This is a genomic window from Bradyrhizobium oropedii (assembly GCF_020889685.1).
GTDB lineage: Bacteria > Pseudomonadota > Alphaproteobacteria > Rhizobiales > Xanthobacteraceae > Bradyrhizobium > Bradyrhizobium oropedii.
Genome location: NZ_JACMYO010000182.1, coordinates 1 through 17,381 on the forward strand (window position 1 = coordinate 1; position 17,381 = coordinate 17,381).

A 17,381-nucleotide genomic window follows, 5' to 3' on the forward strand; every position below is an offset into this window, starting at 1 on the left:
CGACACTGCGGTTGTGGCGAGTGCTAAGCCACCAACCCCTTCATCGGCTTCACCGGGGCGCTGTCCGGAAACACCGTATCCGCCAGCACGCGCTCGCCAAGGCCGAACTGGTCATGCAGCACGCCCTTGATCACGGCGCGCAGGTCGGTGGTCGGGGCGAGGTCGCGGGCCTGGTAGAGATTGGCGGGCTTGAGGCCAGGCCAATCGGTGATCAGCCGGCCGCCGTTCACCGCGCCGCCAGCGAGCAGTGCGATGGTGCCGGTGCCGTGGTCGGTGCCTTCGGTGCCGTTGATGCGCGCGGTGCGGCCGAACTCGGTGGCGACCACGATCACCGTGTCGCGCCAACGCGCGCCGAGGCCCATCTGGAATTCCGCCAGCGCGCCGTCGAGACCGCCGAGCAGTTGCGCGAGGCGGCCGACCGGGCCACCTTCATTGGCGTGGGTATCCCAGCCGTCGAAGGCGAGCGCGCTGATCCGCGGGCCGTCATCGGCCGCCATCAATTTGGCGGCGCCGCGCGCCACCAGCCGCATCGCCGCCGCGCCGCCGCCGCCGGGCTTCGGCTTCATCTCGTCGCCCTGCGCCTGCTTCTCGAGCTGCAAGCCTTGCGTCAGCGCGCCCGCCAGTGCCGGATCGCGGTGCTGATAGAGATCGAGCAGCCGCATCGCGGTATCGTCGGCAGCCTGCGGCAGCGCGGTGGGCGCCCAGCCGACGGTCGGCGCCGCGCCGCGCAGCACCAGCGGCGTGGTCGGGCCGACCGCGAGCGCACTCGTCACCCGCTCGCCCTTTGGCAATGCTTCGAGCGCGCGGTTGAGCCAACCGGATTGCACGCGGCCGGGACCGGGGAAGCCGCTCTCCAGCACATCCTGGCCGTCGAAGTGCGAGCGATCGCGATACGAGGTCGCAACCGCATGCACCACCGCGGCCTGCTTGGCGCGGTGCATCCGCGCGAATTCCGGCATCGCCGGATGCAGGCCGAAGAACTGATCCAGCATCACGGCCGCATTCGGCCCATCGGGACGGAGCGCGATCGCGCCGTGCAGGCCGGCATAATCGGGGTCGCCGACCGGGGCGACCGTGGCAAGGCCGTCGAGTGCGCCGCGCAGGATGATGGTGACGAAGCGGGGATCGCGGCCATCGGCGGCGCGCGCGAATTTCGGCAGATAAGCCCAGGCCGCAAAGGAGGCGCCGCCGAGCAGCAGCGCGCGCCGCGACGTCGCCTGCATCATCACGCTCTCGGAGCAATCCATCGTCATCTCCTCTGGAATTCCGGCGACATCAACAGCAGCGCCAGCGCCTGCTGCCGCGATTCCGCGCGCTCGATGGTGCGCCGCGTCTCCGGCGACGCGGCATCCGCGGCAACCAGCTCAAGCAGGTCGCGCGGGTCGAACCGGTCGGCGAGCTGCGAGGCAACCTGCGCCGAGATGTCGAGCCTGAGCTTGATGCCTTCAGGCGCCGCCCAGGCTGCAGCGGTATCGGGAAAGCCGTTCGGCCCGGCCGGCGACCACAGCGGCTGGCCGAGCACATTGAGGCCATTGAGATAGCGGCCCGGATCCTCGGGATTGCGCGCCAGCAGGCGGCCCGACGCGACCAGGAATTCGTAAGGCGAGCGCATCTTCGTGAGCGGCGCCTGCCACGCCTCGTTGGACCCGACGAGCGTCGTGGCCAGCGCCCTGAGGTCGCCGTCGGTCTTCGTGAAGGTGTCCTGCAGCTTCGCAACCAGTGCCGGCGGCGGATCGTCGGCGACGAAATGACGGGCGAATTTGGTCGCGATGAATTTCGCGGTCGCGGGGTGCCGCGCGATATCGGACAGCACCGCCTCGCCCTGCGCGAGGCCGGCCTGCGCGTAGGTCTTGCCCAGCACCTGTTGCGGGTCGGGCTGATGCGCATTCGCGTTGAACACGAAGCTGCCGGGCGTGCCGAGCTGCCCCTTGCGGCCAGCGAAGGTCCAGCCGGTGATCACGCGCGCCAACGACGTCACGTCGTCCTGGGTGTAGCCGCCGCCGACGCCGAGCGTATGCAGCTCCATGATCTCGCGCGCGAGATTCTCGTTCAGGCCGCGATTGCGATTGACCCCGGCGCGCGACTCCGGGCCGAGCGATTGCTGGTTGTCGAGAAAGAACAGCATCGCCGGATGCTGCTCGACGGCCTTCAGCATGTCCGAGAAACGGCCGAGCACGTGCGGGCGGATCGCTTCGCGCTCGAACGAGCCGGCCCACATCCGCGCCAGCGCGCCCTTGTTGGCGGAGATGCAGAAGTGGTTTGACCAGAACACCACGAGCCGCTCGACGAAACCACAATCGGCGACCACGCCGCGCTGCAGCCGCGCCAGTGCCTCGGCACGGAACGTCTTCTGGATGATGTTGGGCGGCTCAGCCGGCGGCTTGGGCGCATTGGCCACCGTCTGCATCGTCGGAGGCTGCATCGCGGCTGATGGCATCATCGCCGCATTGGCGTTGTCGACCGCCTGCGCTTGCATCGCCGGATCCTTGCCGGCGATCTCCTTGGCAGCCGTGGAGAGCGACAGATTGCGCCGCTGCGGCGGCCTTGCGTCTGGCCCGGGCGGCACTGTCTCACTCGCGCCTTGCTGCGAGGCTTTCGCGGCGTTGCGCGCCTGCTGAATCTCGAATTGATAGTCGAACACCTGCCTGCCGAGCTCAGGCGTCGAGAGCAGGCCCGGCACTTCGAGCAGCGCGCCATTCGGACGCGCCAGTTCCGCCAGCACGAAGCCGCGCGGATCGGAGGCCGCGTTGATGAAGTCGCCGGACGCCCCGCCGCGGGCGCCAAATCCAAACCGGTTGAGAGCAATCAGCGCGGCTTGCGAATCACGGGCCATCAGAATTCCCTTGGAGGCCTATCCCGGCTATATCTGTTGCACGGCATCATAGCGCGGGTCGGGATGAACCCGAGATTAATTCGCGCATTAAATCGCGGTTAGAATGGACCTCTCGTCAAGCAATCGTTCCGAACAAGCATCGCCACGCCGGCTTGCCTGCGCAGCATGCGGCAGCGAATTTTCCTGCTCGCTCACGGGATCGTGTTGGTGTTTCGACGAGAGCTTTCATCTGCCGGTGCCGGCTGATGGCAGCGACTGCCTGTGCCCTGCATGCTTGCGGAAACTGGCGGAACAGCAGGCTGAGGCGAGCGGCACGTGAACGCGCCCTGGACCATCGACGCCATCCTGCTCGACATGGACGGCACGCTGCTCGACACCGAGAAGGTCTACTACGACAGCCTGGTCGCGGCGCTGAATGCGTGCGGGTACACCGATGATGTCGTTGCGCTGTGCCATTCCATGGTCGGGCTGCCCGGCCCGGTCTGCGAGGCAATGCTGTGCGAGCATTACGGCGCGGCGTTTCCGCTCGCCGAAGTCAATCGCGCCTTCATCGTCACCCGCGATCGCATGTTTGATGCCGGCCTGCCGCTCAAGCCCGGTACGATCGAGCTGCTCGACGGCCTTGCCGCCGCCGACTGCCGGACCGCAATCGTGACCTCCTCATCCCGCCGCACGGCCGAGCGCCATCTCACGCTCGCCGGAATCCGTGACCGCTTCGAGACGCTGCTGACGCTCGACGATGTCGCGCAAGGCAAGCCGGACCCGGAGCTCTATCTCAAGGCCGCCGCGCGGCTTGGGGTTGTGCCCGCGGGCTGCATCGCCGTTGAAGACTCCAACCACGGCGTCACGGCCGCTCACGCCGCCGGCGCCATCACGCTGATGGTGCCGGACATGGCGCCGCCGACCGAGGAGACCCGCGTGAAATGCGCGGCCGTGCTGCCGGACCTCAATGCCGTGCTGGCGCTGCTGCAGGAGCGCGGCGCGCTCTAGCCGTCATTGCGAGCCACCCGGTCGGCGCGAAGCGCCGCCGGATGACAGGCTCCGCGAAGCAATTCATCATCCCGCATGTGCGGCGCGATGGTTTGCATCGTCGCTTCAGCGCAAAATTGCTTTGAAATTTTGTCGCGCGCTCCTCGCAATGACAGAGGCCGATCCGCCAGCGCGTGTGCTCATAATGGTCCGCTTCTGAAGATGAAGCGGATGCAACTTGGCTCGGCCGTCATCGTCGGCTTCTGACCCACAGGACACGTCCGCACGCTCGCGGAGCGTCCATTGGCTGATTGCGTCGCTACCGCCGCGCCAGATCGAGCCTTCAGCACGGCGCCGGTGGCAGCGTCACCGGCGCTGCTATTTCGTGAACCTCGGCCTTGAGGGCGTGGGCGGCGTTGGCGCCGCGGGCGAAAGATTGAACGTCAGCCAGACGTTCCAGCCTGCTGGCCGATTTTCATTGGCGAATTCGCCGTAGCCCTTCAGGTTCAGATATCCCTGCATGTCTCCGACCGGGAAAATGTAACCGACCTGCGGGCCGACGCCGGCCACGCGCGACCGGAAGCAGCCAACCCGATCGCCGGAGCCGCTGTCGCAGCCGAGCTGCTGATAGGCGTAACCCACGAGGCCGACCTGCCACTGCTTGGTCAGGAATTGCGACGCGCCCCAATCGAAGTGCATGTCGACGCCGCTTTGATATTGAGTAGCAGGGTTGACGAAGTTGTAAGTGAATCCTAGCACCCCCGAAAATTCATGCCCGGTCTGTTGATTGAAATAGGTGTAGCCGCCGCCCGCGTCGATTGTCCAATGCCCGAGCCCAAGATTTGCAAGACGGTCCGACTGATAGGCTCCGACCGGGATGTCTCCGGTGATGTAGGTCATGTAGTTGTGCACACCGGCATTCCATTTCAGCTGGAACATCGGGAGCAAATCGCCAAAAGCAATGAGCGAGCTGTCGATGCTGTCGAAGCGCGAGAATGGAAATACTCCACCGCCTGGTCCCGTCACTGTCCCCACCAGCGATCCCGCCAGCGATGTCGAGTTGGAGCCGTAGACTCCCAGCAGGCTGGCAGAGGCCTGCCCACCCAGCACCGGTGTTGCAAAGGTGTAGGTCCCGGCTACAAGGCCAAGATCCACATTGGCATTGATGCTGGCGTTCACGTTGACGTTCAGATTCGCGGGAATGCGACCGATCGTGATCTCTCGTGACCGCGCTACGTCACCGCCAGCGGAAACCGAGGTGTGATAATACATCGTGGTCACCGACCAGCCCGGGGCCTGCGAGGGGGCGGCCGCGAGGCTGCCAAAGAAGCCGGGTATCCAGAAGCTGATGCCATTTTCATCGGCACGCGCCGCATCAATGGGGAGCCCAAGTAAGGCGGCGACTGCCGCCGCGCCCAACCGCAAAACGAAACTAGTCCTGGATATCGATTTCCTGCCCTTCATCGCGGATCTCCCACCCCTCCACGGCCTGTGACGGACCGAGGTTGCACGACCAGAAATTCTCCGAAAACCACTCGCAGACGGCTTCTATCTCTCCGGGAATAGTAGAGACAATTGGGCTCGCAACTGCCAATTTGACGCGCCGGTTGGGCGAACGACGTTGTAATAGCCGGCTATATTTGCACTCACCGGCTGGTCACCGAGCTTGAAAATGCGACCAAAGCCGCCGCCGATTGGGACGGTCCATCGCTGCCCCGGCGCTGCAAGCCAGTCTGCCGTGATAACTGGTGAGCTTGTCAGGTACCACCCGTGCGCCATGTTGTAATTTACAAACGGCTGCGCGAGAAACGCATTCACATTCGGGCGCAATGGATTGCCGCCAACTGACCACTGATTGTTGACCAGCACACCAATGACCCAATGTCCGGGCGTTACGAGGGCAACGGCGGTCGGACCGAACAACACCTTACCGGTTCCGAGAATCGGATCGGTCGCGGACGGAACCGTAAAGACGGGGCCGACGCCCCAGATCAGAGCGCCAGGATGGGTGGGGGTGAAAAAGAACTGCTGAGTGATGTCGCCAATTCCATTCGTGTTGTTGTTGAAGAACGGATTGGGCTGACTGACTACGGGGATGATAGTGCGCGAGATCACGTTCCAGTCCGCGTTGATGCGCAGCGGTATGACTGGTTGAATGTTAAGCACTTCTTGGGTGCGGTTGAACGGCCCGGCGTTGAAATTCGTATTGCTTTGGAACGGAACACTGACGAGATCGGCGATAGGATTCTGCGATTTTTGGGCGAGGTCTTCGTTTTCGGAGGGTTCAGCAGTATGCGCGGCTCTTGTCGGCGCGACCGTATCGGCAATGCCGCGCTCAAATTTGTAGTTTGCACCGAACTTGACCATTTGAAGGTCACGGTTCAATTGGATTGGCGGGACGGTGGGCGAAGTCCAGCTCCCCAGCCCAATGTAATCGTATTCGAGTTTGAGCGTCCAATTCGGTTTGAAGCCGTACTCGACACCCACTCCAGCTAACCAGCCGGAGCTGGTGTTGGACCCCTGCCAGGTAACACCTGGGAAGTTCAGCGTTGCATTGCTGTGCACCCAGCCGCCGCCAAGCTTGGCGTAGAGGAGCCACTTATCCTCCACGAGGCCAAAGCGGCCTGCAATCGTTCCCGTCCAGTTCTGCCTCACGGTGCCGAGCGTAGGTGTCGGAAGCACGGAATGACCAAAAGTCGCCCCATCGAAATCGCATTCCACACCAAGCAAGAGATGGCCAGCTTGAAAATTGTAGCCGGCCTGAACACCACCGATGAATTGGCTGATGCCGCCATACAAGTTGTTACCTGAAATAGGCAGGCTGCCGCTGGTCCACGCTCCACCGAGATTGGCGCCGAGATAAAATCCCGACCAATTGTAGGGTGGCGGTAACGCGGGCGGAGCCTTCACCGGCAAGTCCGCGGCATGCGCTGTGAGACTAACGCAGACTGCAAACAGACCAACGCTTAAAAGGAATGATTTCATGGAGCCTCCCAAAAAGGGGAACGATGCTGCCACTGCGAAAAAAATCTGCGTCCCAAACCCGGTCCAAAGCACCGCATCGCCGGTCCCCGAACTCTCGCGAGCCCGCCATCGCTCTGGCGGGGTAGAAACTCGGAAAGCATAAGCTGACGCCGCGGTTGGTCCACGCGAAATCGGCATACTTGCGTACAGCCGGAGGTTTATTGAAGGGTTGTGTCCATGACGCCACAACCTTGGCACTTTTTGCATAGTCGTCAGGGGCTCTCGACAAGCAAGAGGGATCTGGCTGGTTTGATCTAGATCAATAGAAGAAGGCTGTGCCGCTGCGAGCGTACCACCGCTTCAGATGTTCGATAGTCATGTTGACTGGCTAAGGTGTTAAGCCGCGCTCCTCCCCGGCAGAATCGACGCTAGGAAGCTGCTGAGAGATTCCTGGGGCGACGCTCGTAATTTTGAAACTCGTTCACTGCGAGTAGCCCATGCACGACGTTGGCGGTGCGGCAGGCGTACCTTTGTCGGATGGGCCCAGTGAGAGGGGCATGATCTGGATTCCGGGCGGCACGTTCCGCATGGGCTCCGACAGGCACTATGCCGAAGAGGCACCCGTCCATCGCGTCTCGGTGAGCGGCTTTTGGATAGACCGAGCGCCGGTCACCAATCGCGAATTTCGCAAGTTCGTCAACGCTACAGGCTACGTGACGTCAGCGGAGACGCGGCCTGACGCAAAGGACTATCCGGGCGCACTGCCGCACATGCTCAAGGCAGGCTCGCTGGTTTTCACACCACCGAAGCGTCCGGTCGATTTGCGCGACTGGTCGCAATGGTGGAATTTCAAATTTGGCGCCAACTGGCTCCGGCCATATGGCCCCCGCAGTTCGATCAGCGGCCTCGACGATCATCCCGTGGTCCACATTGCCTATCGCGATGCTGAGGCCTACGCGACATGGGCTGGCAAGGACTTGCCGACCGAAGCCGAATGGGAGTTTGCCGCGCGCGGCGGACTCGACGGAGCCGAGTTCGCCTGGGGCGACGAGCTTATGCCGGGCGGCAAGCCAATGGCGAATACCTGGCAAGGCGCATTTCCGTACGAGAATCTTAGCGGCGATGGTTACACGCGCACCTCACCCGTCACCGCATTCCCGGTAAATGGCTACGGCCTTCATGACATGATCGGTAACGTCTGGGAGTGGACCACGGACTGGTGGTCTACCGACCATGAGCCCGATGCGTCCAAGCCGTGCTGCATCCCGCAAAATCCTCGCGGCGGGCGTGAGCAAGACAGCCACGATCCGTCTCTGCCCAAGATCAAAATTCCCCGCAAGGTTCTCAAAGGCGGCTCGCATCTCTGCGCGCCGAACTACTGCCGTCGCTATCGCCCGGCTGCGCGCCATGCGGAAGCGGTGGATACGTCCACGAGCCACGTTGGTTTTCGATGCGTCATAAGAAAGGGAGTAAATGATGAGCGATGAGAAGGATAACACTGCGCGCGACATGAGCCGCCGCAACGTGTTGCTCGCGACGACAAGCTTGGCTGCCGCGTCCGCATTGGGCGCCGCCGCATCGGTCGAAAAGGCATTGGCCCAGGCGCAGCAGGCACCGAGCGGCCAGAGGCCCAACATCGTCGTCATCATGGGCGATGACATCGGCATCTGGAACATCGGTGCCTACCACCGCGGCATGATGGCCGGCCGGACGCCGAACCTCGACAAGATCGCCGCAGAAGGCATGCTGTTTACCGATTATTACGCCGAGGCGAGTTGCACGGCAGGCCGCGCCAACTTCATCACCGGCGAGCTACCGATCCGGACCGGCATGACGACGGTCGGTCAGGCCGGCGCCCCAACAGGCTTGCCGGCGGAGGCCGTGACCATTGCCACCGCGCTCAAAGGCATGGGCTATGCCACCGGCCAATTCGGCAAGAACCACCTTGGCGACAAGAACGAGTTTCTGCCGACGGTGCACGGCTTCGACGAGTTCTTCGGCTATTTGTATCACCTCGACGCAATGGAAGATCCGGCCCACCCTGCTTATCCGCAGGAGCTGTTGAACAAGGTCGGTCCGCGCAACATGATCCATTCGTGGGCGACCAATGTGGACGACGCCACCGTGGATCCCCGCTGGGGCAAGGTCGGCAAGCAGAGGATAGAGGACGCCGGCACGCTCTATCCCAAGCGGATGGAAACGGTGGACGACGAAATTCGAGATTTCGCCTTGTCGTTCATTGAAAAGGCCAAGGCCGATAACAAGCCGTTCTTCCTGTGGCTCAATCCGACCCGGATGCACATCGTCACGCATTTGTCGCCGAAGTACCAGGCGATGCGCAACTCCAAGAACGGCTGGTCGATTCATGAAGCCGGCATGGCGCAGCTCGACGACGATGTCGGCTTGGTAATGCAAAAGCTCAAGGACATGGGCGTGGATGACAACACCATTGTCATCTTCACAACCGACAACGGCACCGAGGTCTTTACTTGGCCGGATGGCGGACAGACGCCTTTCGCTCAGTCGAAAGGTACGGTCATGGAAGGCGGCTTCCGCGCGCCGGCGATGATCCGCTGGCCGGGCAAGGTGCCGGCCGGCAAGGTCGAGAACGGCATCATCTCCGGGCTGGACTGGTTCCCGACCTTGCTGGCCGCTGCCGGCAATCCGAACATTGCGGAGGAACTGAAGAAGGGCAAGCAAATCGGGGACCGCACCTACAAGTGCCATCTGGACGGCTATAATCAGATGGACATGATCACCGGCAAGGGGCCGTCGAACCGACACGAAATTTGGTACTTCGGCGAAAGCGAGCTGGGGGCCGTGCGCATCGACGACTACAAGTATCGTTTCATCGACCAACCCGGCGGTTGGCTCGGTGAAAAAGCCAAGGTTGATGTGCCCTACCTGATCAACCTTCGCCTTGATCCGTTCGAGCGAACCGGCTGGCCCGATAGCGGGACTAAATACGGCGCGCAACAGTACTTCGACTGGTTCAAATATGAGTTCTGGCGCTTCGTGTTCGTTCAACAGGAGGTCGAGAAGCTGGCCACGACCGCGATCGAGTTCCCGCCGATGCAGAAGGGCGCGAGCTTCAACCTCGATTCCGTGAAGGCGAAAATCGAGGCCGCCAGGACGGCAATGGCCAAGTGAGATCCATAATCGTGTTGGGCGGCTTCCATGCCGCCCAACACCGTCTCCTCCGGCTCGCCTTTTCAGAGCGAAGCGGACGGGCCTCGTGAGCGCACGCCCTACCCTTGTTTCCGCCGCGGCTTCCCTAACGCCGTCTCGATCAGCGTGCGCGCGGCCTCACCGGCGGTTTCCATATAGCTCGCGTCGCGATGCAGCAGCACCACGGCGAATGATCCATCCAGCAGCAACAAAATCTGCCGCGCCAGTTTCAGCGGATCGGCGATCCCCTGCTCCGCGAAGGTCGTGCGCAGCCAGTCCTCGAACTTCTTCTTGTGCGCGGCGCCGATCCTGATCGCGGGATGCCCGGGCATGTTGGCAAGCTCGGCGGAGGTGCGCAGGAAGCCGCAGCCCTTCCACTTCGGATGCCGCGCCGAGCGCGCGAGGTTCTTGAAGATCGCCTCGACCTTCACCGGCAGGCCTCCGTCGGTCTCCGCGAACCACTTGCGGAACAGCGCAAGATTGGGCTGGTCGCGCGCGGCGAGATAGGCGGCGACCAGGTCGTCCTTGCTCTTGAAGTGGTAATACAGCGTGCGTTTGGTGAGGCCGGCCTTGGCGGCGACCTCATCGACGCTCACGCGACGGATGCCTTCATTGTAAAACAGCGCGCTCGCCGCCTGGACGATGCGCTCGCGGGTGGGCTCCGAGGGTCTGGGCATGACGCGTATGTATACTAACCAGTGAATATACACAAATTGCAGCTAGCCGTACATTCGGCTCCGACACACCCCAATGCCGGAGATTGCACCATGCCCGAACCCATCCTGCTGGAGATGACCGACGGGATCGCCCTGATCACGCTGAATCGCCCCGAGCAGCTCAATGCGCTGAACTATGCGCTGATCGATCAGCTGATGGCGGCGCTCGACCGCATCGAGGGCGACCTCTGCGTGCGCGCCGTAATCCTGACCGGCGCCGGCGAGCGCGCCTTCTCGGCCGGTGCCGACATCAAGGAATTCTCTGAGAGCGTCAAGCAGGGCGCCGCCGTTGCGGTACGCGACTTCGTCCGCCGCGGCCAGGCCATGACCGCGCGGCTCGAAGCGTTCAAGAAGCCGGTCATCGCCGCGGTCAACGGGCTCGCCTTCGGCGGCGGCTGCGAGATCACCGAGGCCGTGCATCTTGCTGTCGCCAGCGACCGCGCGCTGTTTGCAAAACCCGAGATCAAGCTCGGCATGCCCCCGACCTTCGGCGGCACACAGCGGCTGCCGCGGCTGGCGGGACGCAAGCGCGCCCTGGAGCTGCTGCTCGCAGGCGATCCATTCCCGCCCGAGCACGCGCGCGAGATCGGGCTCATCAACCACATCGTGCCGCACGATCAATTGCTGACGGCCGCGCGCGAACTCGCCGGCCGCATCACCAGGCACTCGCCCGGCGCCGTCGCCGGCACCATCACCGCGGTGACACGCGGGCTCAACATGCCGATTGCCGAGGGTCTTCTGGTCGAGAGCGAGCAGTTCGCCGCGCTGGTGCCGAGCCGCGATCTGGCCGAAGGGCTCGCCGCGTGGAAGCAGCGGCGGCCGGCGAAGTATGTCGGGGCGTAAGCTCCGCTCGTCCCACAACCGTCATTGCGAGCGAAGCGAAGCAATCCATCGATCCGCGTGCACGGAGGCATGGATTGCTTCGTCGCTTCGCTCCTCGCAATGACGTGGAAAGAACTGCGCCCTACCGCACCACGGCCGCGGTCTGCCCGAACAGCAGCTTGCGTTCTTCCTCGGTGCGGATCGCGGGCTGGCCGAAGTTCGGATTGATCTCCTTGGCCTTGGCATAGGCACGTTCGGTCGCCGGGCGTTTGCCGATCGTCTCCAGCCAACGCTTCAGATGCGGGAAGTCGTCGATCTCCTGGCCCTGGTTCTTGTAGGGCACGACCCATGGATAGCTCGCCATGTCGGCAATCGAATAGTCGCCGGCGATGAATTCGCGATCGGCGAGCCGCTTGTTGAGCACGCCGTAGAGCCGGTTGGTCTCGTTGACATAACGGTCGATCGCATAAGGCAGCTTCTCGACCGCGTAGTTGCGGAAGTGATGGTTCTGCCCGGCCATCGGCCCGAGCCCGCCCATCTGCCAGAACGTCCACTGGATCGCGTCATAGCGGCCGTAGAGATCGTCGGCCAAGAATTTTCCGGTCTTCTCGGCGAGATAAAGCAGGATCGCGCCGGACTCGAACAGGGAGATCGGCTTGCCGCCGCCCTTCGGTGCGTGATCGACGATGGCCGGAATACGGTTGTTCGGCGCGACCTGCAGGAAGTCGGGCTTGAACTGATCGCCCTTGCCGATGTTCACCGGGAAGACCTTGTATTCCAATCCGGTCTCTTCGAGGAACATCGTGATCTTGTGACCGTTCGGCGTGGACCAGTAGTGGAGATCGATCATGGGCGTGATCCTGCATTGCCAGGGATTGCTGATGCATCGGCGAGAAAGATGCGCAAGAAAGATGCGATTGCATGGAGTTGGGCGCATAACAGCACCCAAGTCAATGGTGCGCGCATTGCACTGCGCGCGAATGTGATCTGCAATCAACGCAAGCGACCGATTGAGCTGCGCGCCGATTGCCCCTAGGCTCTACCGGATTACATTGACGAATTTTCAAGCCAAGGGGCATTGCGATGACACGAGATTTGGCTCGACGTGAATTCCTCAAGGGCTCGGCGGCGATCGCCGGCGCCGCGGCCGCCGGCGCATTCTCCTGCGTCGAGATCGCGAGCGCCGCACCGATCGAGGTGCCGACCGTCGACAAGCTGTCGATCCGCGTGCTGGTCGATTCCAGATTCGACCTGTTCCTGCGGCCGAAGCAGGCGCACGGCGTTTCGATCGCGCCGGCGGCGCGCGGCGCCGACTTCCGCAAGTCGCTGCACAATGAATGGGGTCTGTCGCTGTGGCTGGAATCGGAAGCGGCCGGCACGCAGCGCACCTTGATGCTGGACTATGGCTACACGCCCGAGGTGCTGATCAACAACATGGAGCTGGTCGGCGTCGACCCATCGAAACTCGATGCGCTGATCGTGAGCCACGGGCATTACGACCATTTCGGCGGCCTCAACGGCTTCCTCGACAAATTCCGAGACAGACTGCCGGCCGACGTGAAGCTCTATGCCGGCGGCGAGGACAATTTCTGCCACCGCGTCAACGCGACGCCGACCAAGGGCCAGTTCACCGATTTCGGCACGCTGGACCGACGCCAGCTCGCCGCGCAGCGCGTTACCACGGTGCTGTGCGAGACGCCGACCGTAATCGCCGGCCACGCCTTCACGACCGGCAAGATCAACCGCCGCAGCATCGAGCGCGTGCTGCCCAACACCTGGGTCGAGTTCAGCATGAAGGACGGGCTCGGCTGCAATGCCAGCCACTATCTGCCGGCCGAGCTGGACGGCAAGATCGTGCCCGACGAGCACATCCACGAGCACGCCACCTGCTTCAACGTGAAGGATTTCGGCCTCGTCGTGATCTCGTCCTGCGGCCATGTCGGCATCGTCAATTCGGTGAAGCAGGCGCAGGAAGTCTCGGGCATCCAGAAGGTGCACGCGATCGTTGGCGGCTTCCACCTCGGACCGGCGCCGAAGGACTATCTCACCGAGGTCGTCGCCGAGATCAAGAAACTGGATCCCGACGTGCTGATCCCGATGCATTGCTCCGGGCTCAACTTCGTGCAGGAGGCAACCGCGCAGATGGGCGACAAGGTGATGGTCACCACAACCGGCAGCCGCCTCTCCTTCGGCATATGATCGCGCCGATCCTACACGGCTTCGCATGCGCCGGCGTCGGCCTGTGGCTGACGCTGGCGCCGGTGCTGGCCGGCGATGCGCCACAGCAATCGGCGCGCTCGGCTGCCGAGATCATGGACATCCTGATGTGGAATCGGGAGCCGGTCGGCGGCCCGTTTGCGCTGACCGACCAGGCCGGCCATGCGCGCACCGACAAGGAGTTCCGCGGCAAGCTCATGCTGGTCTATTTCGGCTTCACCTATTGCCCCGACGTCTGCCCGACCGATCTGCAGGCGATCGGGCTGGCACTCGACAAGCTCGGCGCTGACGGCGATCAGGTGCAACCGATCTTCATCACGGTCGATCCCGAACGCGACACCGCAGCCCATCTCGCCGAATACGTGCCGCTGTTTCACCCGCGGCTGATCGGGCTGACCGGTGATGCTGAGGCGATCCGCACGGTCGCCGATGCCTACAAGGTCTATTACGCCAGGGTGCCGCTCGAGGGCGCCGGTGACTACACCGTCGATCACACCGCCTACATCTATTTGATGGACCGCGACGGCAATTATCTCGGCTTCTTTCCGCCGGGCACATCGGCCGACCGCATGGTCGAGATCATCCGGCCGAGGTCGGCGGAGCCGGCGCGCTGACTTCGCGCCGCGTCAATGCGTCCGCCCATGCGCGCGCAAGAACGTCTCGCCGGTTTCCGTCACCATCACCCGCATGCCCTCGACCGACGGACGGCGCGCGACATAGCCGCGATCGACGGCGTCCTCCCAGGTCGTCAGCCGCGGGCATGAGGTGCGCCAGACCTCGAGCACCTCGGCATAGCGCCGCGGCTCGCGCGCGACCCATTCCACGAGATCGAGCACCAGGGCGTCGGTGGTCTCAGTCATTTGGTCCTCGCCGGGGTCAGCAGGATTCGTTGTCCCCATATTTCTGCGCCGCTTGGCCTCCGCCCGCAAACCGAGTTATCTTGCCCTTGCATCAGTTTTCCTGAGGGTTCATGCGGCGGCTGCTCTTTCTCAACGGCATCAAGGCGTTCGAAGCCGCGGCGCGGACCGGCAGCTTCGCGTCGGCAGGAAGCGAGCTCAACGTCTCGGCCGCGGCGATCAGCCGGATGGTGCATCTGCTGGAAGATCGGCTCGGCGTCGCGCTGTTCGAGCGCAAGGCAAACCGCCTCGTCACCACACAGGCGGGCCGCGCCTATCAGAGCGGGCTGACGCCGATCTTCGACGCGCTGGCGAGCCTCACCGCGCAGGTCACGGCATCCGCGAGCGCGCGCGTGCTGACCGTCGGCGTCGGGCCGACTTTCGCGATGAAATGGATGATCCCGCACCTCGCCGAGTTCCGCAAAGCGGAGCCCGACATCGAGGTGCGGATCACGACCGGCGGCATGGCGGTGCCGTTCGCCGACGACTGGAGCTGCGGCATCCAGCTCGGCGACGGCCAGTGGCCGGGCCTCGCCGCCGAGCCGCTGTTCGCCGCCGACCTGATGCCGGTGTGCACGGCGCGGCTCGCCGGCAGCCTGAAGCGTCCCGCCGATCTCAAGGGGCCGAGCCTGATCCGCGTCGCGCATTCGCCCGACGACTGGCCATCCTGGCTGAAGGCTGCGGGCGTGCCGCGCCTGACCGCCCGCGGACCGGAATTCCAGTTCTACGGCCAGGCGCTGCAGGCAGCCAGCGACGGGCTCGGAATCGCAATGGGCATCCGGCCCTATATCGACGACGATCTCGCCGCCGGCCGGCTGGTGGCGCCGTTCGGGCTCAGCGTGCCGAAGGGCATGCGCTGGTATCTGGTCTATCGCGGCTTCCACGCCGAGCAGCGCGATTTCGCTGCGTTCCGGCGCTGGATCATCCGTGCCGCGGCCGAGCCCGCCGCTCGCCGCAAGGGAGCGCGCAATGCCTGACGAGGCGATCGATACGCTGGTGATCGGCGGCGGCCAGGCCGGGCTCACCATGAGCCATCGGCTGAAGCAGCGCGGCATCGCCCATCTGGTGCTGGAGCGGCGGCGGATCGCCGAGCGCTGGCGCAGCGAACGCTGGGACGGATTGATGTTCCAGTTTCCGAACTGGTCGGTGCGGCTGCCGGAGTTTGCGTTTCCGCACAGCGATCCCGACGGCTTCTCGGACACCGCCGCGATCATCGCCTTCATCGAGGACTATGCCAATTTCGTCGCGCCGCCGATCCGCTGCGGCGTCGAGGTCACGGCGCTGCGCCGCGACGCCACAGGCTTCGTTGCCGAGATGGCCGGCGGCAGTATTGCCGCCCGCAACGTCGTGGTTGCCACCGGCCCCTATCAGCGGCCGCTGCGGCCCGAACTGCTGGACGAGCATCCCGGCCTGTTTCAGGTCCATGCCTCCAGCTACAAAAATCCCGCGCAATTGCCCGATGGCGCGGTGCTGGTGGTCGGTGCCGGCGCCTCGGGCGCGCAGATCACCGAAGAGCTGATACGCGCCGGCCGCCATGTCTTCCTCTCGGTCGGACGTCACAACCGGCTGCCCCGCCGCTATCGCGGGCGCGACCTGTTCTGGTGGCTGGCCGAGATGGGCGTCGACCAGACGCCGGTCGAGCAGCGCGGCCCGTCGCGCCTGCTGCCGGTGATTTCGGGCGCCCATGGCGGCCACACCATCGATTTCCGCCGCTTCGCCGCTGACGGCGTGACGCTGCTCGGCCGCATCGCGGCGGCACGCGACGGCGTGCTCGAGATCGCCCCCGATCTCACCACCAACATCGGCAATGGCGACGCCTACTACGCGACATTCCTCGGCATCGTCGACGACTTCGTGGCGGCCCGCGGCCTCGATCATCCCGGCGATCCCTCGGCGCGCATCCGCTTGCCCGATCCGCCGTGCCTCACGGCACCGCTCGATACGATCGACCTGCGCGCCGAGCGGGTCGGCAGCGTGATCTGGGCCACCGGCTACGGCCTCGACCTGAGCTGGATCGACATACCGGTGCTGGATGCCGACGGGGCGCCGCGACACCACCACGGCGTCTCCGACGTCCCGGGCCTCTATTTTCTCGGCCTGCAATGGCTGTCGAAGATGAAATCCTCGTTCCTGTCTGGCGTCGGCGACGACGCGGCCGCGCTCGCCGATCACATCGCGGCCCGCCGGTAACTCCAGGTTCCGCGGCCCCACACAAATAAAGCCGGCAGCTTGTGAACTGGTTCACATTTGGCACCGCGCGCCCGTGCTTCCTATGAGAAGGGCATTTCGAGGTCGCCATGATTTACAGCGGTTTTGAGATCAAGTCGTTCGAAGTGGGGAAGGGGCAATGGCACGCCAGGATTCAACGGGTCGATCAAAGGCCGGTCGTCATCGATGGCATGCCGTTTCCGACGCTCGACATCGGCTTTGCGTGGTCCGATCCGGATGCGGCGATCGACGACGCGAAGAGAGCTATCGACCGGTTCCCACAGCGGTATGGCATGACAATGCCGTCGGCGTGACCGGCAACGTCATGATCGCTGTTGTCCCGCAATGCGAGCCGGATCCGGTCTGGCCGGCGCAAGTCAGAACCAGCTGCCCGGAATGTGCCGCCCAGCTCTCGCTGCTGCGCGTAATTCCCGGCCGCGCCGCTGAATACTGGACCATGCGCTGCGACGGCTGCGGCGGGATCCATCTCGACATCGTCGATCTGCCCCGCGCCTGACGCGCCACGCCACCGCGGCCACCCTTACCTCGCCCCGCTTGCGGGGAGAGGTCGAAATTCGCACAGCGAAT

Annotated in this window: 19 protein-coding genes; 12 read left to right on the forward strand and 7 right to left on the reverse strand. The window is 64.0% G+C overall.

Annotated features, from left to right (window positions below; translation table 11 throughout):
• Positions 1–23: 23 nt before the first annotated feature.
• On the reverse strand, positions 24–1,253 hold the full coding sequence (locus tag H8A95_RS34460; RefSeq protein ID WP_229187190.1) for a DUF1501 domain-containing protein: 1,230 nt from the start codon (positions 1,251–1,253) through the stop codon (positions 24–26).
• The gene (locus tag H8A95_RS34465; protein WP_229187191.1) at positions 1,250–2,833 is read right to left on the reverse strand and encodes a DUF1800 domain-containing protein; all 1,584 of its coding nucleotides are present in this window, start codon (positions 2,831–2,833) and stop codon (positions 1,250–1,252) included. Before H8A95_RS34465 ends, H8A95_RS34460 begins: the two co-directional genes overlap by 4 nt.
• Positions 2,834–2,936: 103 nt before the next feature.
• Between H8A95_RS34465 and H8A95_RS34470 the strand changes: the two genes are divergently transcribed.
• The gene (locus H8A95_RS34470) at positions 2,937–3,152 is read left to right on the forward strand and encodes a cysteine-rich CWC family protein (RefSeq protein ID WP_229187192.1); all 216 of its coding nucleotides are present in this window, start codon (positions 2,937–2,939) and stop codon (positions 3,150–3,152) included.
• Complete coding sequence (locus tag H8A95_RS34475) at positions 3,149–3,823, forward strand: HAD family hydrolase (RefSeq protein ID WP_229187193.1); 675 nt, start codon at positions 3,149–3,151, stop codon at positions 3,821–3,823. Before H8A95_RS34470 ends, H8A95_RS34475 begins: the two co-directional genes overlap by 4 nt.
• Before the next feature lie 357 nt (positions 3,824–4,180).
• On the opposite strand, the gene H8A95_RS34480 is transcribed toward H8A95_RS34475, so the two are convergent.
• Together H8A95_RS34480 and H8A95_RS34485 are read right to left on the reverse strand one after the other, a co-directional pair.
• On the reverse strand, positions 4,181–5,266 hold the full coding sequence (locus tag H8A95_RS34480; RefSeq protein WP_229187194.1) for a SphA family protein: 1,086 nt from the start codon (positions 5,264–5,266) through the stop codon (positions 4,181–4,183).
• 84 nt (positions 5,267–5,350) lie between these two features.
• On the reverse strand, positions 5,351–6,787 hold the full coding sequence (locus H8A95_RS34485; protein ID WP_229187195.1) for an outer membrane protein: 1,437 nt from the start codon (positions 6,785–6,787) through the stop codon (positions 5,351–5,353).
• A 536-nt stretch (positions 6,788–7,323) separates the two neighbouring features.
• Between H8A95_RS34485 and H8A95_RS34490 the strand changes: the two genes are divergently transcribed.
• Together H8A95_RS34490 and H8A95_RS34495 are read left to right on the forward strand one after the other, a co-directional pair.
• Complete coding sequence (locus H8A95_RS34490; RefSeq protein WP_229187196.1) at positions 7,324–8,253, forward strand: formylglycine-generating enzyme family protein; 930 nt, start codon at positions 7,324–7,326, stop codon at positions 8,251–8,253.
• A gap of 22 nt (positions 8,254–8,275) precedes the next feature.
• Positions 8,276–9,916 (forward strand): arylsulfatase, encoded by a 1,641-nt coding sequence (locus H8A95_RS34495; RefSeq protein WP_420839504.1) that lies wholly within the window; start codon positions 8,276–8,278, stop codon positions 9,914–9,916.
• A gap of 98 nt (positions 9,917–10,014) precedes the next feature.
• Here H8A95_RS34495 and H8A95_RS34500 read toward each other — a convergent pair whose 3' ends face one another.
• On the reverse strand, positions 10,015–10,611 hold the full coding sequence (locus H8A95_RS34500) for a TetR/AcrR family transcriptional regulator (protein ID WP_229187198.1): 597 nt from the start codon (positions 10,609–10,611) through the stop codon (positions 10,015–10,017).
• Between the two features lie 90 nt (positions 10,612–10,701).
• On the opposite strand from H8A95_RS34500, the gene H8A95_RS34505 reads away from it, so the two are divergent.
• Positions 10,702–11,493: a crotonase/enoyl-CoA hydratase family protein gene (locus H8A95_RS34505; RefSeq protein ID WP_229187199.1), complete on the forward strand. Its 792-nt coding sequence runs from the start codon at positions 10,702–10,704 to the stop codon at positions 11,491–11,493.
• Between the two features lie 121 nt (positions 11,494–11,614).
• Here H8A95_RS34505 and H8A95_RS34510 read toward each other — a convergent pair whose 3' ends face one another.
• Positions 11,615–12,322, reverse strand: a complete 708-nt coding sequence (locus tag H8A95_RS34510) for a glutathione S-transferase N-terminal domain-containing protein (protein ID WP_229187200.1) — start codon at positions 12,320–12,322, stop codon at positions 11,615–11,617.
• A gap of 48 nt (positions 12,323–12,370) precedes the next feature.
• Here H8A95_RS34510 and H8A95_RS34515 point away from each other — a divergent pair, with 48 nt between their 5' ends.
• Genes H8A95_RS34515 through H8A95_RS34525 form a run of 3 tightly spaced genes read left to right on the forward strand, consistent with a single transcriptional unit; the run spans position 12,371 to position 14,303 of the window.
• Positions 12,371–12,508 (forward strand): hypothetical protein, encoded by a 138-nt coding sequence (locus tag H8A95_RS34515; protein ID WP_229187201.1) that lies wholly within the window; start codon positions 12,371–12,373, stop codon positions 12,506–12,508.
• A 47-nt stretch (positions 12,509–12,555) separates the two neighbouring features.
• Positions 12,556–13,671 carry an MBL fold metallo-hydrolase gene (locus tag H8A95_RS34520; RefSeq protein ID WP_229187202.1) on the forward strand — a complete coding sequence of 372 codons (1,116 nt, stop codon included), beginning with the start codon at positions 12,556–12,558 and terminating at the stop codon, positions 13,669–13,671.
• Positions 13,668–14,303 carry an SCO family protein gene (locus H8A95_RS34525; protein WP_229187203.1) on the forward strand — a complete coding sequence of 212 codons (636 nt, stop codon included), beginning with the start codon at positions 13,668–13,670 and terminating at the stop codon, positions 14,301–14,303. The genes H8A95_RS34520 and H8A95_RS34525 overlap by 4 nt, the downstream gene beginning before the upstream one ends.
• A gap of 12 nt (positions 14,304–14,315) precedes the next feature.
• Here H8A95_RS34525 and H8A95_RS34530 read toward each other — a convergent pair whose 3' ends face one another.
• The gene (locus tag H8A95_RS34530; protein WP_229187204.1) at positions 14,316–14,549 is read right to left on the reverse strand and encodes a hypothetical protein; all 234 of its coding nucleotides are present in this window, start codon (positions 14,547–14,549) and stop codon (positions 14,316–14,318) included.
• 110 nt (positions 14,550–14,659) lie between these two features.
• Here H8A95_RS34530 and H8A95_RS34535 point away from each other — a divergent pair, with 110 nt between their 5' ends.
• The 4 genes from H8A95_RS34535 (at position 14,660) to H8A95_RS34550 (ending at position 17,310) form a co-directional block, all read left to right on the forward strand.
• The gene (locus tag H8A95_RS34535) at positions 14,660–15,562 is read left to right on the forward strand and encodes a LysR substrate-binding domain-containing protein (RefSeq protein WP_229187205.1); all 903 of its coding nucleotides are present in this window, start codon (positions 14,660–14,662) and stop codon (positions 15,560–15,562) included.
• Positions 15,555–16,775 (forward strand): NAD(P)-binding domain-containing protein, encoded by a 1,221-nt coding sequence (locus H8A95_RS34540; protein ID WP_229187206.1) that lies wholly within the window; start codon positions 15,555–15,557, stop codon positions 16,773–16,775. The genes H8A95_RS34535 and H8A95_RS34540 overlap by 8 nt, the downstream gene beginning before the upstream one ends.
• A gap of 107 nt (positions 16,776–16,882) precedes the next feature.
• Positions 16,883–17,107, forward strand: a complete 225-nt coding sequence (locus H8A95_RS34545) for a hypothetical protein (protein WP_229187207.1) — start codon at positions 16,883–16,885, stop codon at positions 17,105–17,107.
• Entirely contained in the window at positions 17,104–17,310 is a 207-nt protein-coding gene (locus H8A95_RS34550; RefSeq protein ID WP_420839503.1) for a hypothetical protein, read from the forward strand. Before H8A95_RS34545 ends, H8A95_RS34550 begins: the two co-directional genes overlap by 4 nt.
• The last annotated feature ends 71 nt before the right edge of the window (positions 17,311–17,381 follow it).